The organism is uncultured Dechloromonas sp., from assembly GCF_945957265.1.
Lineage (GTDB): Bacteria > Pseudomonadota > Gammaproteobacteria > Burkholderiales > Rhodocyclaceae > Azonexus.
In genome coordinates, this window is record NZ_CAMFKO010000004.1 from 53,315 (window position 1) to 74,327 (window position 21,013).

Genomic DNA, 21,013 nt, shown 5'->3' on the forward strand with positions numbered 1-21,013 from the left:
CGGCAGTCGACTCACAACGTGACGCTGAGTCCGTCGTAGGCGGAAATGATTTCGAGCGGCTGGCGGTTGCCCCGGGTGATCTGCTCGAGGCGGCGGGTTTCGGCGACCAGCCGGGAGAGTTGCTTGTCGTCGTGCATCGGCTCGTGATGAAAGAGCGCCAGGCGCCTGGCAGCGGCGGCCTGGCAGAGCTCGACGCCGACCACGTTGCTGGAATGCCCCCAGTCGGCCTTGACCGAAACGGCTTCGGCAAGGGAGTACATGGCGTCGAAGATGACGAGGTCCGCCTTGGCGAAAAAGCGCACGAAGGCTTCGTATTCGGCCGGGTTGTCGAGCTTGTGTTCGGAGTCGGTCGAATACACGACGGTGCGGTCCAGGCTTTCGAAACGGTAACCGTACGAGTCGCCGGCATGATGCTGCAGCTTCGGGGTGACGTTGAGGCCCGAAATGTAGTGCGGCTTGCCCGGGGTCATCAGGTCGAACTCGATGCGCGCACCGGCCTGGGCGTAATCCACCGGGAAGTTGGGGGCATGCATCTGCTGGCGAAACGACGCTTCCAGGTGCGGGTGGCAGCCGTGGATCACGATCCGGTTGCCGGGGTAGTACATCGGCGCGAAATACGGGAACCCCATCAGGTGGTCCCAGTGCAGGTGGGAAATGAAGATGTGGTAGGTCTGCGGGTTGGGAACGCCGTACTTGGCGATCTTGGCCTGGCCGAGCGCCCGGGCGCCGCTGCCCATGTCGCAGATGAAGTGCGCCGGGCCGTCGCCGACGATTTCGACGCAGGATGAGTTGCCGCCAAAGGTGCCGTTGATCGCGAAAGGCAGCTGGTCGACAAACTCGTCGAGCATGGCGCGGGTCTTGAAGCTCTTGCCGTTGGCGGCCATCAGGGCGCCGGTGATCTTTTCTCGGATGTCGCGGTGGGTCAGGGATACCGGCAGCGAGCCGCGCGTCCCCCAGAAAACGACCTCGTTCATGCGCCGACGACCTTGCAGGCGGCGTCGACCGATGCGTAGCAGGGGACGATCAGGTTGAAGCGGCTGATCGCGAAGACTTCCTGAACCAGCGGCTGCAGGGCGGCGATCGCGAAGATGCCCTGCTGCGCCTTGGCGCGGCGCGAAGCCATCATCAATACGCGCAGCCCGGCGCTGCTGATGTAGTCCACCGCCGAAAAATCGAGGAGCAGCGCTGCCTGGCCTTTTGCGCAGCGTGTCAGCAAGGGTTCCAGTGCCTGCGCGAACTCTTCGCTGGCAATGTGGTCTATGCGGCCGCTGACGGAAACAATCAGGACGCCGGCCTGTTCGCGTGTGGGTAGATTCATGATCGCGCAAGGGTTCGGATACTGCGGAACGGCGAGTATGCCATGCCCGTCGGCTCACTCAGGTAAAATAGTGTATGAATTCGAATCAGCTTTCCTCTTCAATATCGCGTCCGCTTTTCGGTTATCGCAAATTCTGGGCGCATCGCTTCGGGCCGGCGCCATTCCTGCCCATGTCGCGTGGCGAGATGGATGCGCTGGGCTGGGACTCCTGCGACATCATCCTGATTACCGGCGACGCCTACATCGACCATCCCAGTTTCGGCATGGCGCTGATCGGCCGCCTGCTTGAAGCGCAGGGCTTCCGCGTCGGCATCATCAGCCAGCCGGAATGGAACTCGGCCGATGCCTTCCGCCGGTTGGGCAAGCCCAACCTGTTCTATGGCGTCACCGCCGGCAACATGGATTCCATGGTCAATCGCTACACCTCCGACCGCAAGATCCGCTCCGACGACGCCTACACGCCGAACGCCGAGCCGAACAAGCGTCCGGACCGCGCCGTCACCGTGTATGCCCAGCGTTGCCGCGAGGCTTTTCCCGGCACGCCGGTGATCATCGGCTCCATCGAGGCCAGCCTGCGCCGCATCGCGCACTACGACTACTGGTCGGACAAGGTGCGCCGCTCCGTGCTGCCCGACTCCAAGGCCGACCTGCTGGTGTTCGGCAATGCCGAGCGCGCCATCGTTGAAATCGCCCATCGCCTGGCCAAGGGCGAGAAGATTGCCGATATCCGCGACCTGCGCGGCACCGCCTTCATGGTGCCGCCCGGCTGGCTGCCCGGCGAGGACTGGGCGGTCATGGATTCGAGCGAGGTCGATACCCCGGGGCCGCTGGTGCAGCACAAGGACCCGTACGCAATGGACGACAGCGCGTCGAAATCCGACTGCGCGACGGCCGGTAAACCCGGCGAGCAGGCCATCCGCCTGCTGCCGCGCGCCGAACGCCTGGCCGCGCGGCGCGCGGTGCGCGCCCACACCGTCGTCCGCCTGCCGTCCTACGAGCAGGTGCAGGACGACGCGGTGCTATACGCCCACGCCTCGCGGACCTTCCACCTCGAGTCGAATCCGGGCAATGCGAGGGCGCTCGTCCAGGCCCACGGCGAGCGAGACGTGTGGCTGAATCCGCCGCCCTTTCCGCTGTCCACCGAGGAGCTGGACGGCGTCTACGAATCCCCGTACGCCCGCCGCCCGCATCCGAGCTACGGCGATGCCAAGATCCCGGCCTGGGAAATGATCCGCTTCTCGGTCAACATCATGCGCGGCTGCTTTGGCGGCTGCACCTTCTGCTCGATCACCGAGCACGAGGGGCGCATCATGCAGAGCCGTTCGGAGGACTCGGTGATCCGCGAAATCGAGGAAATGCGCGACAAGACGCCGGGCTTCACCGGCGTGGTGTCCGACCTCGGCGGCCCGACCGCCAACATGTACCACCTGAAGTGCAAGGACGAGAAGATCGAATCGGCCTGCCGCCGCCTGTCCTGCGTCTATCCGGACATCTGCGAGAACATGAACACCGATCATGCGCCGCTGATCTCGCTCTACCGCCGGGCGCGCGCCGTCAAGGGCGTCAAGCGCATCACCATCGGCTCCGGCCTGCGCTACGACCTGGCCGTGCGTTCGCCGGAATACATCAAGGAACTGGTCCAGCACCACGTCGGCGGCTACCTGAAGATCGCGCCGGAACACACCGAGGAGGGCGTGCTCTCCAAGATGATGAAGCCGGGCATCGGCACCTACGACCGCTTCAAGCAGCTCTTCGACCGCTTCTCGCGCGAGGCCGGCAAGGAGCAATACCTCATTCCGTACTTCATCGCGGCGCACCCCGGCACGCAGGACGAGGACATGCTCAACCTGGCGCTCTGGCTGAAGAAGAACAACTTCCGCCTCGACCAGGTGCAGACCTTCCTGCCGACGCCGATGGCCCTCGCCACGACCATGTACCACACGGAAAAGAACCCGCTGAGAAAGCTGCAGCGCGAAGGCGGCGAAGTCGTCGGGGCGGTGCGCAACGGCGCCCAGCGCAAGCTGCACAAGGCCTTCCTGCGCTACCACGATCCGGAAAACTGGCCGCTCCTGCGCGAAGCGCTGAAGAAAATGGGCCGCAACGACCTGATCGGCAACGGCAAGAAGCAGCTGATTCCCGCCTGGCAGCCGGCCGGCACCGGCCTCAAGGCGGCCGCCATGGTCGCTCGCCAGGCCAAGGAGGGGCAGCGCTCCCCGGCCGGTGCGTCGGCGCGGCCGGGCAAGAGCGGTACGTCGCCCCATCGTGGCGCCAACCGACCGGCGGCGCGCGGCGCGGCGGGTTGCGGCAAGAGCGGCGGTGCGCCACGCAAGAAACGGACGCCGTGACAATCTCGGAGAGCAAGATGGAAGAACAAACCACAACCACCTACGAAAAGATCGGCGGCGAAATGGCCGTCGGGAAGCTGTGCGACCGTTTTTACGAATTGATGGCGACCGTTCCGCAATTCAAGGAACTGCGCGCCATGCATCCCGACGACCTGCAGGGTTCCCGCGACAAGTTGTTCATGTTTTTGTCCGGCTGGATGGGCGGCCCCGACCTGTTCGTCGAAAAGTTCGGTCACCCCCGCCTGCGCGGTCGCCACATGCCTTTCGCCATCGGCATCCAGGAGCGCGATCAGTGGGTGGCCTGCATGGCGCTGGCCATGGAGGATATCGGCCTGAACGAGGATATCCGCAAGGTTCTGCTCGGCAACTTTTTCCATACCGCCGACTTCATGCGGAATCGAGAAGGCTGACCGCGCGATGGCCGCCCCACTGTTTCGTCCGCATGGCTGTTTCGAGCTGAGGCAGGAGCGGGGCGTTTTCGTGCTGGATGCGGAAGGGCCGTGGAACCGCGAGACCTTCGACGCCTATGTGGCCAGCCTGCAGACAAGAACGGGCAGCAGGCCGGAGCGCTGGGGCGCTTACTGTACGGTGCGCGGCGAAGCCTTGGTGGCGCCGGATCTTGTTCCGCAATGGCGGGACAGCAACGCCATGCTGGCCCGGTCCGGCCTGGTTGCCGTGGCGTATCATTTTGCCGATCCCCGGTTCGCCCGGTTCTACGAGATCGTTTTCCGCGAGGCCATTGGCGAGGCGCCGTTCGAGGTCGTTTTCGTCGATGGCGAGGCACAGGCGATGGCCTGGCTGGCGGAGCGCAAGCTGGTCAGCGATTGACTGGCGCAATCGCGCAGCAGGCAGTTTTTTCGCAGTGCAGCAAAATGGCCGGGCAACGTGGTAGAATCATCGCCTTTTTCAAAGGCTTAGGGTTCCCCCGACATGTCCGCTCGTCCGATTCGCAACATCGCCATCATCGCTCACGTTGACCATGGTAAAACCACCCTGGTCGACCAGCTTCTCCGCCAGTCCGGCACCTTCGCGGCTCACCAGCAACTGGTCGAGTGCGTCATGGACTCCAACGATCTGGAAAAGGAACGTGGCATCACGATTCTGTCCAAGAACACGGCAGTCGAGTACGAAGGCATCCACATCAACATCGTCGACACCCCGGGCCACGCGGACTTCGGCGGTGAAGTCGAACGCGTGCTGGGCATGGTCGATGGCGTGGTCCTGCTGGTCGACGCGGCCGAAGGCCCGATGCCGCAGACCCGTTTCGTGACCAAGAAGGCGCTGGCCCAGGGCCTGCGTCCGATCGTTCTGGTCAACAAGGTCGACCGCGACGGCGCCGATCCCGACAATGCCGTCAACCTGACTTTCGACCTCTTCGACAAGCTGGGCGCCACCGATGAGCAGCTCGACTTCCCCATCGTCTACGCCTCCGGCCTGAACGGCTGGTCGGCCATGGAACTCGATCAGCCGCGCGAGAACATGAAGCCGCTGTTCGATACCATCCTGCGCCACGTGCCGGCTCCGGACGCCGATGTCGACGCGCCGCTGCAACTGCAGATCAGCGCACTCGATTATTCGTCCTACGTCGGCCGCATCGGCGTCGGCAAGATCATCCGCGGCCGCGTCAAGACCGGCCAGAACGTCATGGTCATGTTCGGTACCGAAGAAGAGGCCGCCGAGCACGACCGTTCCCCGATCAAGGCCAAGATCGGCCAGGTGTTCGGCTACAAGGGCCTGAACAAGGTCGAGATGGATGAAGGCCAGGCCGGCGACATCGTCCAGATCACCGGTATCGAGGACCTCGTGCTGGGTTGCACGGTGACCGATCCGGACCAGCCGGAAGCCCTGCCGCTGCTGAAGATCGACGAACCGACCCTGTCCATGCAGTTCATGGTCAACACCAGCCCGCTGGCCGGCACCGAAGGCAAGTTCGTCACCAGCCGCCAGATCCGCGACCGTCTGCACAAAGAGCTGCTGACCAACATGGCGCTGCGCGTGCATGACACCCCGAACGGCGACGTCTTCGACGTGGCTGGCCGTGGCGAGCTGCACCTCGGCATCCTGCTCGAGAACATGCGTCGAGAAGGCTACGAACTGGCCGTCGGCCGTCCGCGCGTCGTCAAGAAGGTCATCGACGGCGTCGAGTGCGAGCCGTACGAGCAGCTGACCGTCGACGTCGAGGAAGACACCCAGGGCGGCGTCATGGAAAGCCTCGGCCTGCGCAAGGGCGAGCTGCAGGACATGGTGCCGGACGGCCGCGGTCGCGTCCGTATCGAGTACCGCATCCCGGCGCGCGGCCTGATCGGCTTCCAGGGCGAATTCATGAACCTGACGCGCGGCAACGGCTTGATGAGCCACGTCTTCGACGACTACGCCCCGGTCAAGGAAGGCAATGTCGCCGAGCGTCGCAACGGCGTGCTGATCTCCCAGGACAACGGCGAAGCCGTGGCCTACGCGCTGTGGAAGCTGCAGGATCGCGGCCGCATGTTCGTCAGCCCGGGCGAGAAGCTGTACGAAGGCATGATCATCGGCATCCACAGCCGCGAGAACGACCTCGTCGTGAACCCGATCAAGGGCAAGCAGCTGACCAACGTGCGCGCTTCCGGTACCGACGAAGCCGTCCGCCTGGTGCCGCCGGTCCAGCTCAGCCTGGAGTCCGCCGTCGAGTTCATCGACGAGGACGAACTGGTCGAACTGACGCCGAAGTCGATTCGCCTGCGCAAGCGCTTCCTGACGGAAATCGAACGCAAGCGCGCCCAGCGCGGCCTGTAATTCGCACATGCATCCCCTTGCGCGTCAGCGTTCGGGGATTAAAAAAGGCGGCCCATCGGGTCGCCTTTTTTTTGCGGCAAACCGGCCGTAGCCCCGCCTATTGCTTGCCGGTCAGGAATTTTTCGGCGAATTCATTCGCTGGCAAAGGCCGGCTGATCAGGTAGCCCTGGATCACGTCGCATCCCAGTTTCTCGAGTTCGCGGTGCTGCAACTGCGTTTCGACGCCTTCGGCGACGACTTCCAGCGACAGGCTCTTGGCCATGGCGATGATCGCCCTGACCATGGGTTCGCTGCCGGGCGTGCCGTCGTCGAGTACCAGGTTGTTGATGAAGGATTTGTCTATCTTCAGCGTGCCGATGGGGAGTCGCTGAAGATAGGAGAGGGAGGAGTAGCCGGTTCCGAAATCGTCGAGGGCGATCATGACGCCGGCGGCATGAAGATGCTGCAGTTCCTCGATGCTGATGTTTTCCGCATCGAGCAGCACCGACTCGGTCACTTCCGCCTTGAAGGCCGAGGTGGGCAGCCCGGCGAGTTCCATCTTTTCCAGCATGAAGTCGGAGACCGAGGATCGCCAGAATTGCCGGGGCGACAGATTGATCGCGACCGGCGGAACGTGCAGGCCGCGGGCACGCCATGCGATGACCTGGGCAATGGCTTGTTCGATCACCCATTCGCCGATCTGGATGATCAGGCCGCTGTCCTCGGCGACCGGGATGAAGTGGTCCGGAGGAATGTAGCGATCGCCGTCATGCCAGCGGAGCAGGGCCTCGGCCCCCGTCAGGCGACCGCTGGCGCAGTCCGTCTGGGGTTGGTAGAAGAGCTCCAGGCGGTTTTCCGCCAGCGCATGGCGCAGTTTCGTTTCAAGGGCCATGCGGAAGGTGATGCGTTCGTTCATCACCGGGGTGTGCGAGCGGATCGTATTGCCGCCCGCCGCCTTGGCCTCGTACATGGCGGTGTCGGCGTGGCGCAGCAAGGTTTCCCCGTCGGCGGCATCTTCCGGGAACAGGCTGATGCCGATGCTGACGGTGGTGAAGAAATCGTTTTCGCCGCCGCTGATCGGCGTGGCGATCAGCTCCTTGAGCAGCATCGCGGTCAGGAAGGCTGCATTGGCGTCGTCGACGGGGTTGAGCAGGACGATGAATTCATCCCCGCCCTGGCGGAATAGGCTGCAGTTCGCGGGCAGTCCCTTGGTCAGGCGCTGGGTGACCAGTTGCAGCAGCTGGTCTCCGGCGCGATGCCCCAGCGTGTCGTTGATGTTCTTGAAGCGGTCGAGATCGATGAACATGACCGCAAGGCGCCGGCTCCTTTCGCGGGCGGACTCGATGGCCATCTGCAGCTTTTCCGCGAACATCAGGCGGTTGGGCAGGCCGGTCAGGCTGTCGTGCTGGGCGAGGAACTCGAGTTCCTCCTGGTGGAGCTTGCGGTCGGTGATATCGGTGACCGAACCGACCATCTGGTAGGCCCAGCCCTTGTGGTCGCGAACCGCCAGTCCGCGGGAGGCTATCCAGCGATAAGCGCCATCGCTGGCCAGCACGCGGTACTCGCAGTAGAAGAATTCGCTTTCTCCCTTGAGGTGGGAGGCAACCGCGCGGTTGTAGGCATCGATGTCCTCGGGGTGGACCAGCTTGAGCCAGGCGTGGGTGTCGGACAGGAAATCTTCCTGGTAACCCAGGATTTCCAGCAGGCGGGTGCCGACGTGCAGCGCCTTGGTGGTCGGGTCCCATTCCCAGAAGCCATCGTGGGCCGCCAGCATCGCCATGTCGTAGGCACGGCGAACGGACTGGAAGGCATGCCAGTCCACGTAGGCTCGCGTGGCGACGCCGGCGAGGGCGGCAGTCATCAGCAGTGCCGTCAAAAAGCCCGGGAAAAGGAGGTAGCTCGCAAAGCTGGCGAACAGGAAGACGACCAGCGTTGTGCTCAGGGGGGATGAATCGAAGCGGCGATGTTGCAGCGAGGAAGATCGGGATAGCTTGGCGAGTCCGAGCCGCTGCACGCTGACCTAGCCCCCGGTCATCGACATGAAGCGAACGACGTGGGGAGCGTCCATCTGCTGCGTGAAGTCGTGGCCGAACGGCTTGATGCCCATGCTGTCGACGATCATCTGGCGCACCGCGTCGTCGTCGCCGGCACGCAGCACGGGGAGGAGGTTGCTGGCGTCGTTCTGGCCGAGGCAGGGGTAGAGTTCGCCCTTGGCGGTGATCCGGACCCGATTGCAGGTGTCGCAGAAATTGTGGCTGTGCGGCGAGATAAAACCGATGCGGGATTCGCTGCCGGGAATGCGCCAGTAGCGCGCCGGGCCGCCGGAGCTCTCGGTCGAGGGAATCAGGTCGAAGTGCCTGGCCAGCAGGGCGCGCGTTTCCTCGGAGGAAATGAAGGTGTTGTTTCGTCCGTTGATGGCCCCGAGCGGCATTTCCTCGATGAAGGACAGGTCCAGCTCGTTGTCGACGGCAAAGCGGACGAGGTCGACGAATTCGTCATCGTTCACGCCGCGCATCATCACGGTGTTCAGTTTTGTGCGGGTGAAACCGGCCTGGCGCGCCGCCTCGATGCCGCTCAGCACCTTGCCCAGGTCGCCAATGCGGGTGATCGATTTGAAGCGGTCCGGACGCAGGGTGTCGAGGCTGATATTGATGCGCTTCACCTTGGCTGCGCGCAGCGGGGCGGCAAACCGGTCGAGTTGCGAACCGTTCGTCGTCAGGACCAGGTTTTCCAGCCCGGGGAGCGCCCCCAGGCGTTCGATCAGCCACATGACTTCCTTGCGAACCAGCGGCTCGCCGCCGGTAATGCGCAGTTTGCTGACGCCAAGCCCGACGAACACCGAGGCAACGCGCAGGCACTCTTCGAGGCTCATGACTTCGTGGCGCGGGAGGAATGTCATTTCCTCGGCCATGCAGTAGGTGCAGCGGAAGTCGCAGCGATCGGTGATCGACAGGCGGACGTAGGTGATACGCCGGCCGTATTTGTCGAGGAGCGTGCCAGCCTGGTGCGTCGTTGCCGACGGTGCGATCACCGGCGAGAAATCGGCCAGTCCGGCTGGGGTGCTTTCTGGTCTGAGTGTTTCGTTGTGCATGGCGGACGTCGGCTTGGCTTGGTTGCCCCGAACAGCGGGGAGTGTCTGGACGCCGATTATCGGTGTGAGACATCTACGAAACAAGTAGAGAGATCAAAATCCGAAAAGTTCGGATGTCTTCCCGATACCCGGCAAAGATGACCTGCGGGTGGCCGGGTTTGGTTGCTCACGCCGACAGCTTTTGCAGCAGGGCGCTCAGTTGCGGGTAGTAAATGCGCCGGCCGATTTCCAGGCGATGGGAGATCTTGAGCGATTCGTAGATATCGCGGGCAGCGGCGGATTGCTCGATCAGCGCGGGAAATGCGTCCTTGGCATCGATCATCGAGAAAATATGAAAAAGCAGCGTTCCGCAGATCTGGTAGTGGGCGGGGTCCAGGCGGGTGTGCCATGCGCCTGTGTCGCAGGCATCCACGTATCCGGCGGCGGTGCTGGCGGTTGCGGCTAGCGATGTCAGGGCTGATCGGCCAAACTTGTAAGTCATTTTGCACTCCCGGAGTGCCATCTCGATTGACGATTCACAAGCTATCGCCGTCGGGGCGACTTGTCAGCCAACTATTTCACGCCCTGGGTGATTGAGATTCGTCGTGAGGGGAGGGTATGCCGCGCTCGCGGGGCCTGAAATGCAAAAAGCCACCCGAATGGATGGCTTTCTACATTTTTCTGTGGCTCCTCGACCTGGGCTCGAACCAGGGACCTACGGATTAACAGTCCGGCGCTCTACCGACTGAGCTATCGAGGAACAGAGGTGCGCATTATAGGAGTAGAATCCCCTTCAGTCAAGCCGTTTGTGCCTTTTTGAACAACAATAATATACGGATATGAACACCAATCTGATCTACGCAAAAACCCCGACCGGCGACGAAGCGGTACGGCAAAGTACGCGCGTTGTCCAAAGAAACCTGCGCATGGTTCTGGTGCAGGTCGATGGAAAGATGAGTGTTCAGGAGCTGTCGGCCAAGATCGGCAACCCCCGCCTTGTCGAAGCCGCGTTGCGCGAGTTGGCGGAGGGGGGCTACATCGTTCCGTTGCAACCGGAAGATCAGGTCTGGATCGAGCGCGCCAGGGCCGTGGAGGGGGCTGGGTACCAGGAGCCGCAGCAGCCGATGTCTCAATTCTCCGTTTTTGGCGCAAAAACCACCACGCCGGCGACGTCGCCAGAGTCGTCAGGCGCGACCAGCAATTTTTCGTCCTTTGGCAAACCGCTTTTGCCGACAGGGGGAACCGGGGCGAGCGGCGGTTTCAAGCCGTCCATGATGCCACCCCCGTTTCAGGCCGAGCGCGAGCCTGTGCCGGATGTCCGGAGATCATCGCCCCTGAATCTCCGCCACCTCGGGCTCGCATTTTTGGCCGTAGGCTTGCTGGGGGCAGGCACGCTTCTGTTTTATCCGTATGAGCGCTTCACGCCCGAGCTTGAGGCGGCGGCAAGCCGGTTTGTCGGCGCGCCGGTAACGGTGGGGCGCGTCGGTCTGGCGGTCTATCCCACGCCGCATCTCAAGCTGGCGGGTGTCAAGGTGGGCCGCGACGGCGAGGGGCGGGTCGATGAAATCCGGATTTCATCGCCGTTGGCGCTGCTCGGGGGGGCTCCGGTGCAGATTTCGCGCATCGATGTGAGCGGCGCGCACCTGTCGCCAAAACAGCTGGCTGCCTTGCCATTCTTCCAGCCTGGCGAGGGGAAGGGGCAGGGGATGCTGGTCCGCAAATTGCGCGTCGAGCATTCCGAGGTCGTTGTGGCGGAGGGGCTCTCGTTTTCCGACCTTTACGGGGACATCAGTTTCCGTGCCGACGGAAGCATGGAGAAGGCGACATTTGAAAGCAACGACCGCAGTTTGCTGATTGAAGCGAAACCCGTGTCGCTCGGAATAGGCTTGAATATCGAAGGTCGTGCCTGGAAGCCGGCGGGTACGTCGGCCGTTTTTGCCTCTCTGCAGGCCAGTGGGGTGCTGCAGGGCGACAAACTGCTCGTTCAGAACATTGATACCACCTTCCTGGGAGGGATACTTCGCGGCAACTGGCTGGTGGACTGGAGCAAGGGTCTGGCCATGGCCGGGGATGGCACGCTGAGCAGAATAGACGTACGCAAGCTGGGTGCGGCGTTTGTTCCATCCTTGAAGATGGAGGGCGAGTTGAGCGGGTCGTTCAGGTTGCGTGCCAATGGTCCCAACTGGGAGGCCCTGTGGCGCAATGTGGAGGCTTCCCTGAGCACCGAAATATCCCGGGGTACGCTGTACGGGGTCGATCTCGGCGAGGCGGCGCGGCGTAACGGCACTTCGGATGTCCGTGGCGGGGCGACCAAGTTTGATTGGTTGCGTTCGACGCTGTCGGTAACGCCGAAGCAGATTGTCTCGAGGGATGTGCGGATGGATGCCGGGGTGGTGACCGCCAGCGGGCAGTTCGTGGCGGAGCGCGACGGACGGCTGGAGGGAAGCATGGCGGTTGTCCTGCAGTCGTCGGTCGCGAGGACGAATGTTCCGCTGCGGGTCTATGGAAGCTTGCCCGATTTGACGGCTGTCGGGCACAAGTAAAAAAGGCGGAACCGAGGTTCCGCCTTTTTCAATCAAGCCGCGTTTTCGCTTCAGGCCTTGGTGACCGCCGCGATCGCCTTGGCGACATAGTCGAGGTTCTTCGTGTTCAGCGCAGCCAGGCAGATACGACCGGTCGACACGGCGTAGATGCCGAATTCCTCGCGCATGACGTCGACCTGGGCAGCCGTCAGGCCGGTATAGGAGAACATGCCGCGCTGCTGGGCAACGAAGGAGAAGTCCTGGGCGCAGCCGGTTGCCTTGATGGCGTCGACCAGGCCGGTGCGCATGGCGCGGATGCGGTCACGCATGCCGGCCAGTTCGGCTTCCCACTGGGCGCGCAGTTCGGCCGAGGCGAGGACGCCGGCAACCAGGGCGCCGCCATGGGTCGGCGGGTTGGAGTAGTTGGTGCGGATGACGCGCTTGACCTGCGACATGACGCGGGCCGATTCGTCCTTGCCGGCGGTGACGATGGACAGGGCGCCGACGCGCTCGCCGTACAGCGAGAAGTTCTTGGAGAACGAGCTGGAGGCGAAGAATTGCAGGCCGGACTTGGAGAAGGCGCGAACCGCAACAGCGTCGGCGTCGATGCCGTCGGCAAAACCCTGGTAGGCCATGTCGAGGAAGGGCACGAGGCCGCGTTCCTGGCAGATGGCGACGACTTCGCCCCACTGGGCGTCGCTCAGGTCGGCGCCGGTCGGGTTGTGGCAGCAGGCGTGCAGGATGATGACGGAACCTGCATCCAGGCCCTTCAGGCAGGCCTTCATGCCGTCGAAGTTGACGCCGCGGGTGGCGGCATCGTAGTACGGGTAGTTTTCGACGACGAAACCGGCGGATTCGAACAGCGCGCGGTGGTTTTCCCAGGACGGGTCGCTGATGTAGACCTTGGCGTTCGGGTTCAGGCGCTTCAGGTAGTCGGCGCCGATCTTCAGGGCGCCGGTGCCGCCGAGAGCCTGGGCGGTGATGACCTGGCCGTTGGCGATGAGTTCGGAGTCCTTGCCGAGCAGCAGGTTCTGCACGGCGGAATTGTAGGCCGGGTTGCCTTCGATCGGCTGGTAGCCGCGCGGCAGGCCGGCCTTGACGCGGGTTTCCTCGGCGGCCTTGACGGCGGCCAGCAGCGGAATCTTGCCGTTGTCGTCGAAATACACGCCAACGCCCAGGTTGACCTTGGTGGTACGGGTATCGGCGTTAAAGGCTTCGTTCAGACCGAGGATAGGATCGCGCGGGGCCATTTCCACCGCAGCGAAGATCGAAGAGGACATAAGAACTCCGTGGAATAATACGAATGATGATCACGTAGCTTGCTTGCCACGCGAGAGAAAACCGAAGAATTTTAGCATGACCGAAACCAACACCTCCACGCCGGTTGTCACGTTCGATAACAGTCCCTACCGGTTGCATCAGCCATTTCCGCCAGCCGGCGATCAGCCGGCGGCAATTTGCCAATTGGTCGAAGGGATTGAGGACGGCCTGTCGTTCCAGACCCTGCTGGGCGTGACCGGCTCCGGGAAAACCTATTCCATGGCCAACGTCATCGCCCGTACGGGGCGGCCGGCGCTGGTCCTGGCGCCCAACAAGACGCTGGCGGCGCAGCTGTATTCGGAGTTCAAGGAGTTTTTCCCCGAAAATGCGGTCGAGTATTTCGTCTCCTACTACGATTACTACCAGCCGGAAGCCTATGTGCCATCGCGTGATCTGTTCATCGAAAAAGACAGTTCGATCAACGATCATATCGAGCAGATGCGCCTGTCGGCCACCAAGAGCCTGATCGAGCGCCGCGACGTGGTGATCGTTGCGACCGTGTCATGCATTTACGGCATCGGCGACCGCGACGAATACCACAACATGATCCTGACCATGCGCGTCGGCGATCGGCTCGACCAGCGGGCCATCGTCAAGCGTCTGACGGATATGCAGTACGAGCGCAACGAGATGGATTTCCATCGCGGGACATTCCGCGTGCGCGGCGACATCATCGACGTATTTCCGGCCGAGCATGCCGAGCACGCCATCCGCATCTCGCTGTTTGACGACGAGGTTGAGGGGCTGCAGTTCTTCGATCCGCTGACCGGCCATCTGCTGCACAAGGCCCTCCGCTTCACGGTCTTCCCCGCGTCGCACTACGTGACGCCGAGGGCGACGGTATTGCGCGCCATCGATGCCATCAAGGAGGAGCTCAGGGAGCGGGTCGGCTGGTTTACGGTCAACAACAAGCTGGTCGAAGCGCAGCGCATTGAGCAACGGACCAAGTTCGATCTCGAGATGCTCGACCAGATCGGATTCTGCAAGGGCATCGAGAACTACTCGCGGCATTTTTCCGGACGCAAGGCAGGCGAGGCGCCGCCCACGCTGATCGACTATCTGCCGTCCGACGCCCTGATGTTCATCGACGAGTCTCATGTTTCCATCGGCCAGGTCGGCGGGATGTACAAGGGCGACCGTTCGCGCAAGGAAAACCTGGTCGACTACGGCTTCCGACTGCCTTCCGCGCTGGATAACCGGCCGTTGCAGTTCAACGAGTTTGAAGCGCACATGCGGCAGACCGTCTTCGTTTCCGCGACGCCGGCCGATTACGAGCAGCAGCACGCGGGGCAGGTCGTCGAGCAGGTGGTCCGGCCGACCGGGCTGATCGATCCCGAGGTCATGGTCAGGCCGGCATCGACCCAGGTCGACGACCTGCTGGTCGAGATCGGCAAACGGGTGGCGGTCGGCGAGCGCGTTCTGGTGACCACGCTGACCAAGCGCATGGCCGAGGACTTGACGGATTTCCTGGGCGACAACGGCATCAAGGTCCGCTACCTGCACTCGGACATCGATACCGTCGAGCGGGTCGAGATCATTCGCGACCTTCGTCTCGGCGAGTTCGACGTCCTGGTCGGCATCAACTTGTTGCGCGAGGGGCTGGATATTCCCGAGGTGTCGCTGGTCGCCATCCTGGATGCCGACAAGGAAGGCTTCCTGCGTTCGGAGCGTTCGCTGATTCAGACCGTTGGGCGTGCCGCGCGTCACATCCATGGCACAGCCATCCTCTATGCTGATAAAGTAACGCAATCCATGCAGCGTGCCATTGCCGAAACGGAACGCCGGCGCGAAAAGCAGATCGGCTTTAATCTGGAACACGGCATCACGCCGCGTGGTGTGTCGAAGAAGATCAAGGACATCATCGACGGTGTCTACGATACGGCCTCGGTCCAGAGCGAGTTGAAGGCTGCTCAGCAGCAAGCGGCCTACGAGGCCATGGATGAAAAAACGGTAGCCAGGGAGATCAAGCGTCTCGAAAAGCAGATGATGGAGTGCGCCAAGAACCTGGAATTCGAAAAGGCGGCGGCGGCCCGCGACGAATTGTTCCTGCTCAAGGAGCGCGTATTCGGTGCGGCACGACACGACGCGGACGGAGATAAATAAAATGACTTACCGCGTGCTTCTGGTGTGCATGGGTAACATATGTCGCTCCCCAACCGCGGAGGGAGTGCTTCGTTATTTCATTAAAATCAATAGCCTTGGCGATAAAGTTGAGGTTGATTCTGCGGGTACGCACGGCTATCACGTCGGCGAGGCGCCGGATTCGCGGACCCAGCGCGCCGCATCGGCAAGGGGTTACAACCTTTCCCAGTTGCGGGCTCGCAAGGTTGCCCGCCAGGATCTTGATTACTTCGACCTGATCCTCGCCATGGACAAGAGCAACCTCGACAATCTCAGGCGCATGGCCTCGCCGGAGCAGCAGGAACGGATCAAGCTGTTCATGGATTACGCCAGGAATTTCGACGACGACGAGGTGCCCGATCCCTACTACGGGTTGGGGCACGGCTTCGACCTGGTGCTGGATATGGTCGAGGATGCATCGCTTGGCTTGATCGAGGATATCCGGAAGCGGCTCGGGCGCTCCTGAACCTCCGCTTGCGACAGACAAAAAAATGGCACCCTCGGGTGCCATTTTCATTGAGGTGAAGGGCGGCTTACTTGGCCGTTTCCACCATGACCATCGGTTCGTCTGCGGCTTGGGCCGCCGATTTCTGCTTGCGCGGACGCCCCAGCTTGATCGGTGCCTCCGCCTGCGCGACGATGATCGGCGTAGCGGTCGTCTGCACCATGACAAGGCCGCTGTCAGCCAGGACGGCATCGAGGTTGGCCGGTGCTGCTGCGGCGACGATAGGCTTTTCCTCGGGGGCAGCTTCGACGACGATAGCGGCGGGGGCCGGCTCGGGAGCTTGCAGTTCCTCTGCGGGCGCCACCACTTCCGGTGCCGCTGCGGGCTGGGCAGCTTCCGGGGCGACAACCGTTTCCACAACGGGTTCAGCGACGGATTCAGCGACAGCTTCCACGGTAGCCGCGGGTTCAATCGCCGGGATCACCACGACAACCGGTTCCTGGCTTGCGGGAGCGGGTTCGGAAACTTCCGGCGCGGAAAGGGTGTCGGCAACAACAGGCGTTGCAGCAGACTCTGCCTCGTTGCGACGCTCGCCACGACCGCGTCCGCCACGACGACCACGACGGCGGCCGCCTTGCTCTTCGCCGTTGTTGGCATCCGGCGTTTCATTGGCATTGACCGGGGCGACAACGGCCGAAGCCTCGGTTGCGACCGCGGCGAGTTTGGTTTCCACGGCCTCCGGCTGCTGGCGTTCGCGGCGCTCCTTGCGCTCGCCGCGCGGACGACGCTCCTGGCGCTCACCGGCATTGCCTGCCGATTCTTCCTGGGCCGGCTTTTCCGCATTGCGTTCGTTGCGGTTGCCGCGATCCTTGTTGCGTTCGCCACGTTCACCGCGTTCTTCATCGCGGCGATTGCCGTTGCGGCCACCGCGACGGCCATCGCGGTCGCGACGGTTTTCCGAACGTCCTTCACGCGGCTTCTTGGCCGGCTCCGGTGCGGCGACGGGTTCTGCCGGCTGCGGCTCCGAGCGGAACCAGGAGAAGATCTTCGAGAACAGGCCGGCTTCCGGCTTCGCGGCAACCGGTGCGGGGGCCGGTGCCTCGGTCTTTTCGGGAACGATGGGCGCCGGCTGTTCCGGCGAGACGCCCTTGATGGCGGCTTCCTGGCGCGGCTTGGCGGCTTCCTGCTGGGTGGCCTGCTTGATCGCATCCTCGAGCGGCATATCGACCATCTTGTAGGACGGTTCGCGCGAATCGTCGTGGTTCAGGTCGTCGTGGCGCAGGCGGGTGATGGTGTGCTGCGGCGTTTCGAGATGAACGTTCGGGATGAGCAGGATGGTGACCTTGTGGCGCAGCTCGATGGCCTGGATGTCCGGGCGCTTCTCGTTGAGCAGGAAGGTGGCGACATCGACCGGGACCTGGACATGCACGGCGCCGGTGTTTTCCTTCATCGCTTCCTCTTCCAGGATGCGCAGGATGTGCAGTGCGGCGGATTCGGTGGAGCGGATGTGGCCGGTTCCGGTACAGCGCGGGCAGGGGATGTAGCTGGTCTCGGCGAGGGCCGGGCGCAGGCGCTGGCGCGACAGTTCCATCAGGCCGAAGCGGCTGATCTTGCCCATCTGCACACGGGCGCGATCGAAACGCAGCGCATCGCGCAGGCGGTTTTCGACTTCGCGCTGGTTCTTGCTGTTTTCCATGTCGATGAAGTCGATCACGATCAGGCCGCCCAGGTCGCGCAGGCGCAACTGGCGGGCCAGTTCTTCCGCGGCTTCGAGGTTGGTCTTGAACGCGGTTTCCTCGATGTCGGAACCCTTGGTGGCACGGCCGGAGTTGACGTCGACGGCGACCAGCGCTTCGGTGTGGTCGATGACGATGGCGCCGCCGGACGGCAGGTTGACCTGGCGGGCGAAGGCGGTCTCGATCTGGTGTTCGATCTGGAAGCGCGAGAACAGCGGCACGTCGTCGCGGTAGCGCTTGACGCGATTGACGTTGCCCGGCATGACGGTGCCCATGAAGGCGCGGGCCTGCTCGTAGACCTCGTCGGTGTCGATGAGGATTTCACCGATGTCCGGCTGGAAGTAGTCGCGGATGGCGCGAATGACCAGGCTGCCTTCGAGGTAGATCAGGAAGGCGCCGGACTGCTGCTGGGCGGCGCCTTCGATGGCGGTCCACAGTTGCAGCAGGTAGTTCAGGTCCCACTGCAGCTCTTCGGCCTGGCGGCCGATGGCGGCGGTGCGGGCGATCAGGCTCATGCCGTTGGGCACTTCGAGCTGATCCATGACTTCGCGCAGTTCGGCGCGCTCGTCACCGTCGACGCGACGGGAAACGCCGCCGCCGCGCGGATTGTTCGGCATCAGGACCAGGTAGCGGCCGGCCAGCGAGACGTAGGTGGTCAGGGCGGCGCCCTTGTTGCCGCGCTCGTCCTTGTCGACCTGGACGATCAGTTCCTGACCTTCCTTGAGCGCCTCGTTGATCTTGGCGCGGCCGACTTCGGTACCCGGCTGGAAATAGGCGCGGGAGACTTCCTTGAACGGCAGGAAGCCGTGGCGATCGGCACCGTAATCGACGAAGCAGGCTTCGAGGGACGGTTCGATCCGGGTGATGACACCCTTGTAGATGTTGCTTTTGCGTTGTTCCTTGGCGGCGGACTCAATGTCGAGGTCAATCAGTTTCTGACCATCGACAATGGCGACACGGAGTTCTTCCGCCTGTGTCGCATTGAAGAGCATGCGTTTCATTATTTTCGGGCTCCGGCGCACAGTGGCACGCGGCAACGAAACGCCTTGGCAGGCAGCGACTATTCTTTATCGGGTTGCGTTCATGTTGGTGATGAGGGCAAAGGCGATTGGAAGGTGCTGATCAACAAACGGCCGCGTGTTTTTTATTGAAATGCGCGACCTGAAAATTCCTGCCACAGGCAATCGTGCGTGCTTACCGTGGGCTTATCCATTAACATCACTACTTTTGGTGAGTGAACTTAACCAGTCGTTTTACGTTGGTCTGGCCTGAGCAATTGGCGCAGGTGAGACTTCGAAGCCTGCCGCTTGGCGGTCGCGCCAGTGGCGCGAGGGCGAACGGTCTGACGGTTCGGCATCTCTTGCAAACCGAGGCGTAAAACGTGGGCAGTATATTAGAAAAATGAATGGCGTAGGTAACAATTCAGTCGCATACGTCGTGATCGGCGACGAAGAGCAGGGCCAGCGCCTCGACAACTTCCTGATCCGCTGCTGCAAGGGGGTTCCCAAAAGCCACATCTACCGGATTTTGCGTAGCGGCGAAGTGCGCGTGAACAGCAAGCGGGTCGATGCCACCTATCGCTTGCGTGCCGGCGACAATCTGCGCATCCCGCCGATCCGCATCGCCGAAAGGCCGCAGAACGAGGTGGATGAGGCGGCGAAGCAACGGGTCGATTTGCCCATCATCTATGAAGACGAGGCCATGCTGGTCATCGACAAGCCCGAGGGCGTGGCGGTGCACGGCGGGAGCGGCGTCAGCTTCGGCGTCATCGAGGCGCTGCGGCGCCAGCGGCCGCAGGCCAAGTTTCTCGAACTGGCGCACCGGCTGGATCGCGAAACCTCGGGCGTGTTGCTGGTCGGCAAGAAGCGCCTGGCCTTGACCGCCCTGCACGACATGTTCCGCGAGCACGGCGCCGGGGCGGACAAGCGCTATCTCGTCCTGGTCAAGGGGCGGTGGATGAACAACACGCAGCACGTGAAGCTGCCGCTGCACAAATACCTGACCGAGGGTGGCGAGCGCCGCGTATCGGTCGATCCGCAGGGCAAGGCGTCGCATACGGTGTTCCGCCTGCTGGCGCGCTGGCCGGAAATGAGCCTGCTCGAGGCGCAGCTGAAAACCGGGCGTACCCACCAGATTCGCGTTCATCTGGCGCATCTGGGCTTTCCGATCCTGGGCGACGAGAAATATGGCGATTTCGCCCACAACAGGCAATTGAAGCGCGACGGGCTGAAACGCATGGCGCTGCACGCCTGGCGCATGGCTTTCCGCCACCCGCTGACCGCGTTGCCGCTGGAATGCCTGGCGCCCCTGCCGAACGGCATTGGCGGCTATATTGCCGCGGTCGATGCGAAACAGGGTCGCGAGTTCACCGCCGAAAACTACGAACAGGTCTTTACTGCATCATGAAATACGAACTGGTTGTCTTCGATTGGGATGGAACCCTGCTCGATTCGGCTGGCGCCATCGTGCGCGCCATTCAGGCGGCTTGCCTGGATCTCGGATTGCCGGTGCCCGACGACAGGCGTGCCCGGCACGTCATCGGCCTCGGTCTTGTCGACGCGATGCGTCACGCCGTTCCGGAACTGCCGGCGGAGCGCTACCAGGCGATGGTCGAGCGCTATCGCTTTCATTACCTTTCCGGCGATCACGAGCTGGCTTTGTTCGACGGTGTTCCCGACATGCTGGCGCGGCTCAAGCGCGACGGCCACATCCTGGCTGTCGCCACGGGCAAGAGCAGGGCGGGGCTGGAGCGTGCCCTCGACCATTCGGGCTTGCGTCCGCTGTTCCAGTCCTCGCGTTGCGCCGATGAATGTCACTCGAAACCGCATCCGCAGATGCTCGAGGAGTTGATGGCGGAGTTCGGCGTGGCGCAGGCGGCGACGGTCATGATCGGCGATACGTCGCACGACCTGCTGATGGCCAGCAATGCCGGCGTCGATGGCCTGGCGGTCACCTACGGCGCGCACCCGCACGATCATCTGCTCGAGCACAAGCCCGTGGCCTGTCTGCATGACGTGGGCGAACTGGATCGATGGCTGAAGCGTTTCGCCTGATCTGCGCCAGTGGCGATGTCGTCGAGGCCGGCAAGGGGTTCCGCTTCACGGTGGCGCGCTATGGCCGAGAGGTTCCGGCGTTCGTCATCCGCTTTCACGGCGTGGTTTACGGCTATTTCAACGAATGCGGCCATGTTCCGGCCGAATTGGACTGGATGCCAGGCGAATTCTTCGACGATTCCAAGCTATACTTGATTTGCTCGATCCATGGCGCGCTTTATGCTCCGGAGTCGGGCCGATGTCTCGGCGGGCGTTGCCAGGGTAAAGGCCTGAGGGCGCTGAAGGTCCGAGAGGTCGATGGAAAGATTTTGCTGGAGCAGGAAGAAAGATAA

General features: G+C 62.8%; 17 protein-coding genes and 1 tRNA gene. 10 read left to right on the plus strand and 8 right to left on the minus strand.

The window, feature by feature from the left end; translation table 11 throughout:
* Positions 1–11: 11 nt before the first annotated feature.
* Positions 12–974 (minus strand): MBL fold metallo-hydrolase, encoded by a 963-nt coding sequence (locus Q0P59_RS03655; RefSeq protein ID WP_295003687.1) that lies wholly within the window; start codon positions 972–974, stop codon positions 12–14.
* Entirely contained in the window at positions 971–1,318 is a 348-nt protein-coding gene (locus Q0P59_RS03660; RefSeq protein WP_295003689.1) for an STAS domain-containing protein, read from the minus strand. The genes Q0P59_RS03655 and Q0P59_RS03660 overlap by 4 nt, the downstream gene beginning before the upstream one ends.
* A 74-nt stretch (positions 1,319–1,392) precedes the next feature.
* Here Q0P59_RS03660 and Q0P59_RS03665 point away from each other — a divergent pair, with 74 nt between their 5' ends.
* The 4 genes from Q0P59_RS03665 (at position 1,393) to typA (ending at position 6,435) form a co-directional block, all read left to right on the plus strand.
* Positions 1,393–3,663 (plus strand): YgiQ family radical SAM protein, encoded by a 2,271-nt coding sequence (locus Q0P59_RS03665; RefSeq protein WP_366090208.1) that lies wholly within the window; start codon positions 1,393–1,395, stop codon positions 3,661–3,663.
* A gap of 17 nt (positions 3,664–3,680) precedes the next feature.
* Positions 3,681–4,073 carry a group II truncated hemoglobin gene (locus tag Q0P59_RS03670; RefSeq protein WP_295003691.1) on the plus strand — a complete coding sequence of 131 codons (393 nt, stop codon included), beginning with the start codon at positions 3,681–3,683 and terminating at the stop codon, positions 4,071–4,073.
* 7 nt (positions 4,074–4,080) lie between these two features.
* Positions 4,081–4,491, plus strand: coding sequence for a hypothetical protein (locus tag Q0P59_RS03675; protein ID WP_295003693.1), 411 nt, complete (start codon positions 4,081–4,083; stop codon positions 4,489–4,491).
* Between the two features lie 102 nt (positions 4,492–4,593).
* On the plus strand, positions 4,594–6,435 hold the full coding sequence (typA, locus tag Q0P59_RS03680; protein WP_295003695.1) for a translational GTPase TypA: 1,842 nt from the start codon (positions 4,594–4,596) through the stop codon (positions 6,433–6,435).
* 97 nt (positions 6,436–6,532) lie between these two features.
* On the opposite strand, the gene Q0P59_RS03685 is transcribed toward typA, so the two are convergent.
* The 4 genes from Q0P59_RS03685 to Q0P59_RS03700 form a co-directional block, all read right to left on the minus strand.
* Positions 6,533–8,428: a GGDEF domain-containing phosphodiesterase gene (locus tag Q0P59_RS03685; RefSeq protein ID WP_295003697.1), complete on the minus strand. Its 1,896-nt coding sequence runs from the start codon at positions 8,426–8,428 to the stop codon at positions 6,533–6,535.
* 6 nt (positions 8,429–8,434) lie between these two features.
* Positions 8,435–9,505, minus strand: a complete 1,071-nt coding sequence (gene moaA / locus Q0P59_RS03690; RefSeq protein ID WP_295003699.1) for a GTP 3',8-cyclase MoaA — start codon at positions 9,503–9,505, stop codon at positions 8,435–8,437.
* Between the two features lie 166 nt (positions 9,506–9,671).
* Positions 9,672–9,986, minus strand: a complete 315-nt coding sequence (locus tag Q0P59_RS03695) for a hypothetical protein (RefSeq protein ID WP_295003701.1) — start codon at positions 9,984–9,986, stop codon at positions 9,672–9,674.
* 182 nt (positions 9,987–10,168) lie between these two features.
* Positions 10,169–10,244 (minus strand) — tRNA-Asn (locus Q0P59_RS03700).
* 79 nt (positions 10,245–10,323) lie between these two features.
* Here Q0P59_RS03700 and Q0P59_RS03705 point away from each other — a divergent pair.
* Positions 10,324–12,027, plus strand: coding sequence for an AsmA-like C-terminal region-containing protein (locus Q0P59_RS03705; RefSeq protein ID WP_295003703.1), 1,704 nt, complete (start codon positions 10,324–10,326; stop codon positions 12,025–12,027).
* 50 nt (positions 12,028–12,077) lie between these two features.
* Here Q0P59_RS03705 and Q0P59_RS03710 read toward each other — a convergent pair whose 3' ends face one another.
* Positions 12,078–13,286 carry an amino acid aminotransferase gene (locus Q0P59_RS03710; RefSeq protein ID WP_295003705.1) on the minus strand — a complete coding sequence of 403 codons (1,209 nt, stop codon included), beginning with the start codon at positions 13,284–13,286 and terminating at the stop codon, positions 12,078–12,080.
* A 76-nt stretch (positions 13,287–13,362) separates the two neighbouring features.
* Here Q0P59_RS03710 and uvrB point away from each other — a divergent pair, with 76 nt between their 5' ends.
* On the plus strand, positions 13,363–15,429 hold the full coding sequence (gene uvrB, locus Q0P59_RS03715) for an excinuclease ABC subunit UvrB (RefSeq protein ID WP_295003707.1): 2,067 nt from the start codon (positions 13,363–13,365) through the stop codon (positions 15,427–15,429).
* A 1-nt stretch (position 15,430) separates the two neighbouring features.
* Positions 15,431–15,913: a low molecular weight protein-tyrosine-phosphatase gene (locus Q0P59_RS03720; protein ID WP_295003710.1), complete on the plus strand. Its 483-nt coding sequence runs from the start codon at positions 15,431–15,433 to the stop codon at positions 15,911–15,913.
* A 67-nt stretch (positions 15,914–15,980) separates the two neighbouring features.
* Here the strand turns inward: Q0P59_RS03720 and Q0P59_RS03725 are convergent, their stop codons facing one another.
* Positions 15,981–18,629: an Rne/Rng family ribonuclease gene (locus tag Q0P59_RS03725; protein WP_295003712.1), complete on the minus strand. Its 2,649-nt coding sequence runs from the start codon at positions 18,627–18,629 to the stop codon at positions 15,981–15,983.
* 400 nt (positions 18,630–19,029) lie between these two features.
* On the opposite strand from Q0P59_RS03725, the gene Q0P59_RS03730 reads away from it, so the two are divergent.
* From Q0P59_RS03730 to Q0P59_RS03740, 3 genes are read left to right on the plus strand one after another with little or no spacing between them, the layout of a single operon-like run.
* Positions 19,030–20,034, plus strand: a complete 1,005-nt coding sequence (locus tag Q0P59_RS03730; protein ID WP_295003714.1) for an RluA family pseudouridine synthase — start codon at positions 19,030–19,032, stop codon at positions 20,032–20,034.
* Positions 20,031–20,681 carry an HAD-IA family hydrolase gene (locus tag Q0P59_RS03735; RefSeq protein ID WP_295003716.1) on the plus strand — a complete coding sequence of 217 codons (651 nt, stop codon included), beginning with the start codon at positions 20,031–20,033 and terminating at the stop codon, positions 20,679–20,681. Before Q0P59_RS03730 ends, Q0P59_RS03735 begins: the two co-directional genes overlap by 4 nt.
* Positions 20,660–21,013 carry a Rieske 2Fe-2S domain-containing protein gene (locus tag Q0P59_RS03740; protein WP_295003718.1) on the plus strand — a complete coding sequence of 118 codons (354 nt, stop codon included), beginning with the start codon at positions 20,660–20,662 and terminating at the stop codon, positions 21,011–21,013. Before Q0P59_RS03735 ends, Q0P59_RS03740 begins: the two co-directional genes overlap by 22 nt.

Excerpts from the sequence above, each read along its gene's own strand:
- Q0P59_RS03655 (WP_295003687.1), bottom strand. The coding sequence starts at position 974 with ATGAACGAGGTCGTTTTCTGGGGGACGCGCGGCTCGCTGCCGGTATCC.
- Q0P59_RS03660 (WP_295003689.1), bottom strand. The coding sequence starts at position 1,318 with ATGAATCTACCCACACGCGAACAGGCCGGCGTCCTGATTGTTTCCGTC.
- Q0P59_RS03665 (WP_366090208.1), top strand. The coding sequence starts at position 1,393 with ATGAATTCGAATCAGCTTTCCTCTTCAATATCGCGTCCGCTTTTCGGT.
- Q0P59_RS03670 (WP_295003691.1), top strand. The coding sequence starts at position 3,681 with ATGGAAGAACAAACCACAACCACCTACGAAAAGATCGGCGGCGAAATG.
- Q0P59_RS03675 (WP_295003693.1), top strand. The coding sequence starts at position 4,081 with ATGGCCGCCCCACTGTTTCGTCCGCATGGCTGTTTCGAGCTGAGGCAG.
- typA (WP_295003695.1), top strand. The coding sequence starts at position 4,594 with ATGTCCGCTCGTCCGATTCGCAACATCGCCATCATCGCTCACGTTGAC.
- moaA (WP_295003699.1), bottom strand. The coding sequence starts at position 9,505 with ATGCACAACGAAACACTCAGACCAGAAAGCACCCCAGCCGGACTGGCC.
- Q0P59_RS03695 (WP_295003701.1), bottom strand. The coding sequence starts at position 9,986 with ATGACTTACAAGTTTGGCCGATCAGCCCTGACATCGCTAGCCGCAACC.
- Q0P59_RS03705 (WP_295003703.1), top strand. The coding sequence starts at position 10,324 with ATGAACACCAATCTGATCTACGCAAAAACCCCGACCGGCGACGAAGCG.
- Q0P59_RS03710 (WP_295003705.1), bottom strand. The coding sequence starts at position 13,286 with ATGTCCTCTTCGATCTTCGCTGCGGTGGAAATGGCCCCGCGCGATCCT.
- uvrB (WP_295003707.1), top strand. The coding sequence starts at position 13,363 with ATGACCGAAACCAACACCTCCACGCCGGTTGTCACGTTCGATAACAGT.
- Q0P59_RS03720 (WP_295003710.1), top strand. The coding sequence starts at position 15,431 with ATGACTTACCGCGTGCTTCTGGTGTGCATGGGTAACATATGTCGCTCC.
- Q0P59_RS03725 (WP_295003712.1), bottom strand. The coding sequence starts at position 18,629 with ATGAAACGCATGCTCTTCAATGCGACACAGGCGGAAGAACTCCGTGTC.
- Q0P59_RS03730 (WP_295003714.1), top strand. The coding sequence starts at position 19,030 with ATGAATGGCGTAGGTAACAATTCAGTCGCATACGTCGTGATCGGCGAC.
- Q0P59_RS03735 (WP_295003716.1), top strand. The coding sequence starts at position 20,031 with ATGAAATACGAACTGGTTGTCTTCGATTGGGATGGAACCCTGCTCGAT.
- Q0P59_RS03740 (WP_295003718.1), top strand. The coding sequence starts at position 20,660 with ATGGCTGAAGCGTTTCGCCTGATCTGCGCCAGTGGCGATGTCGTCGAG.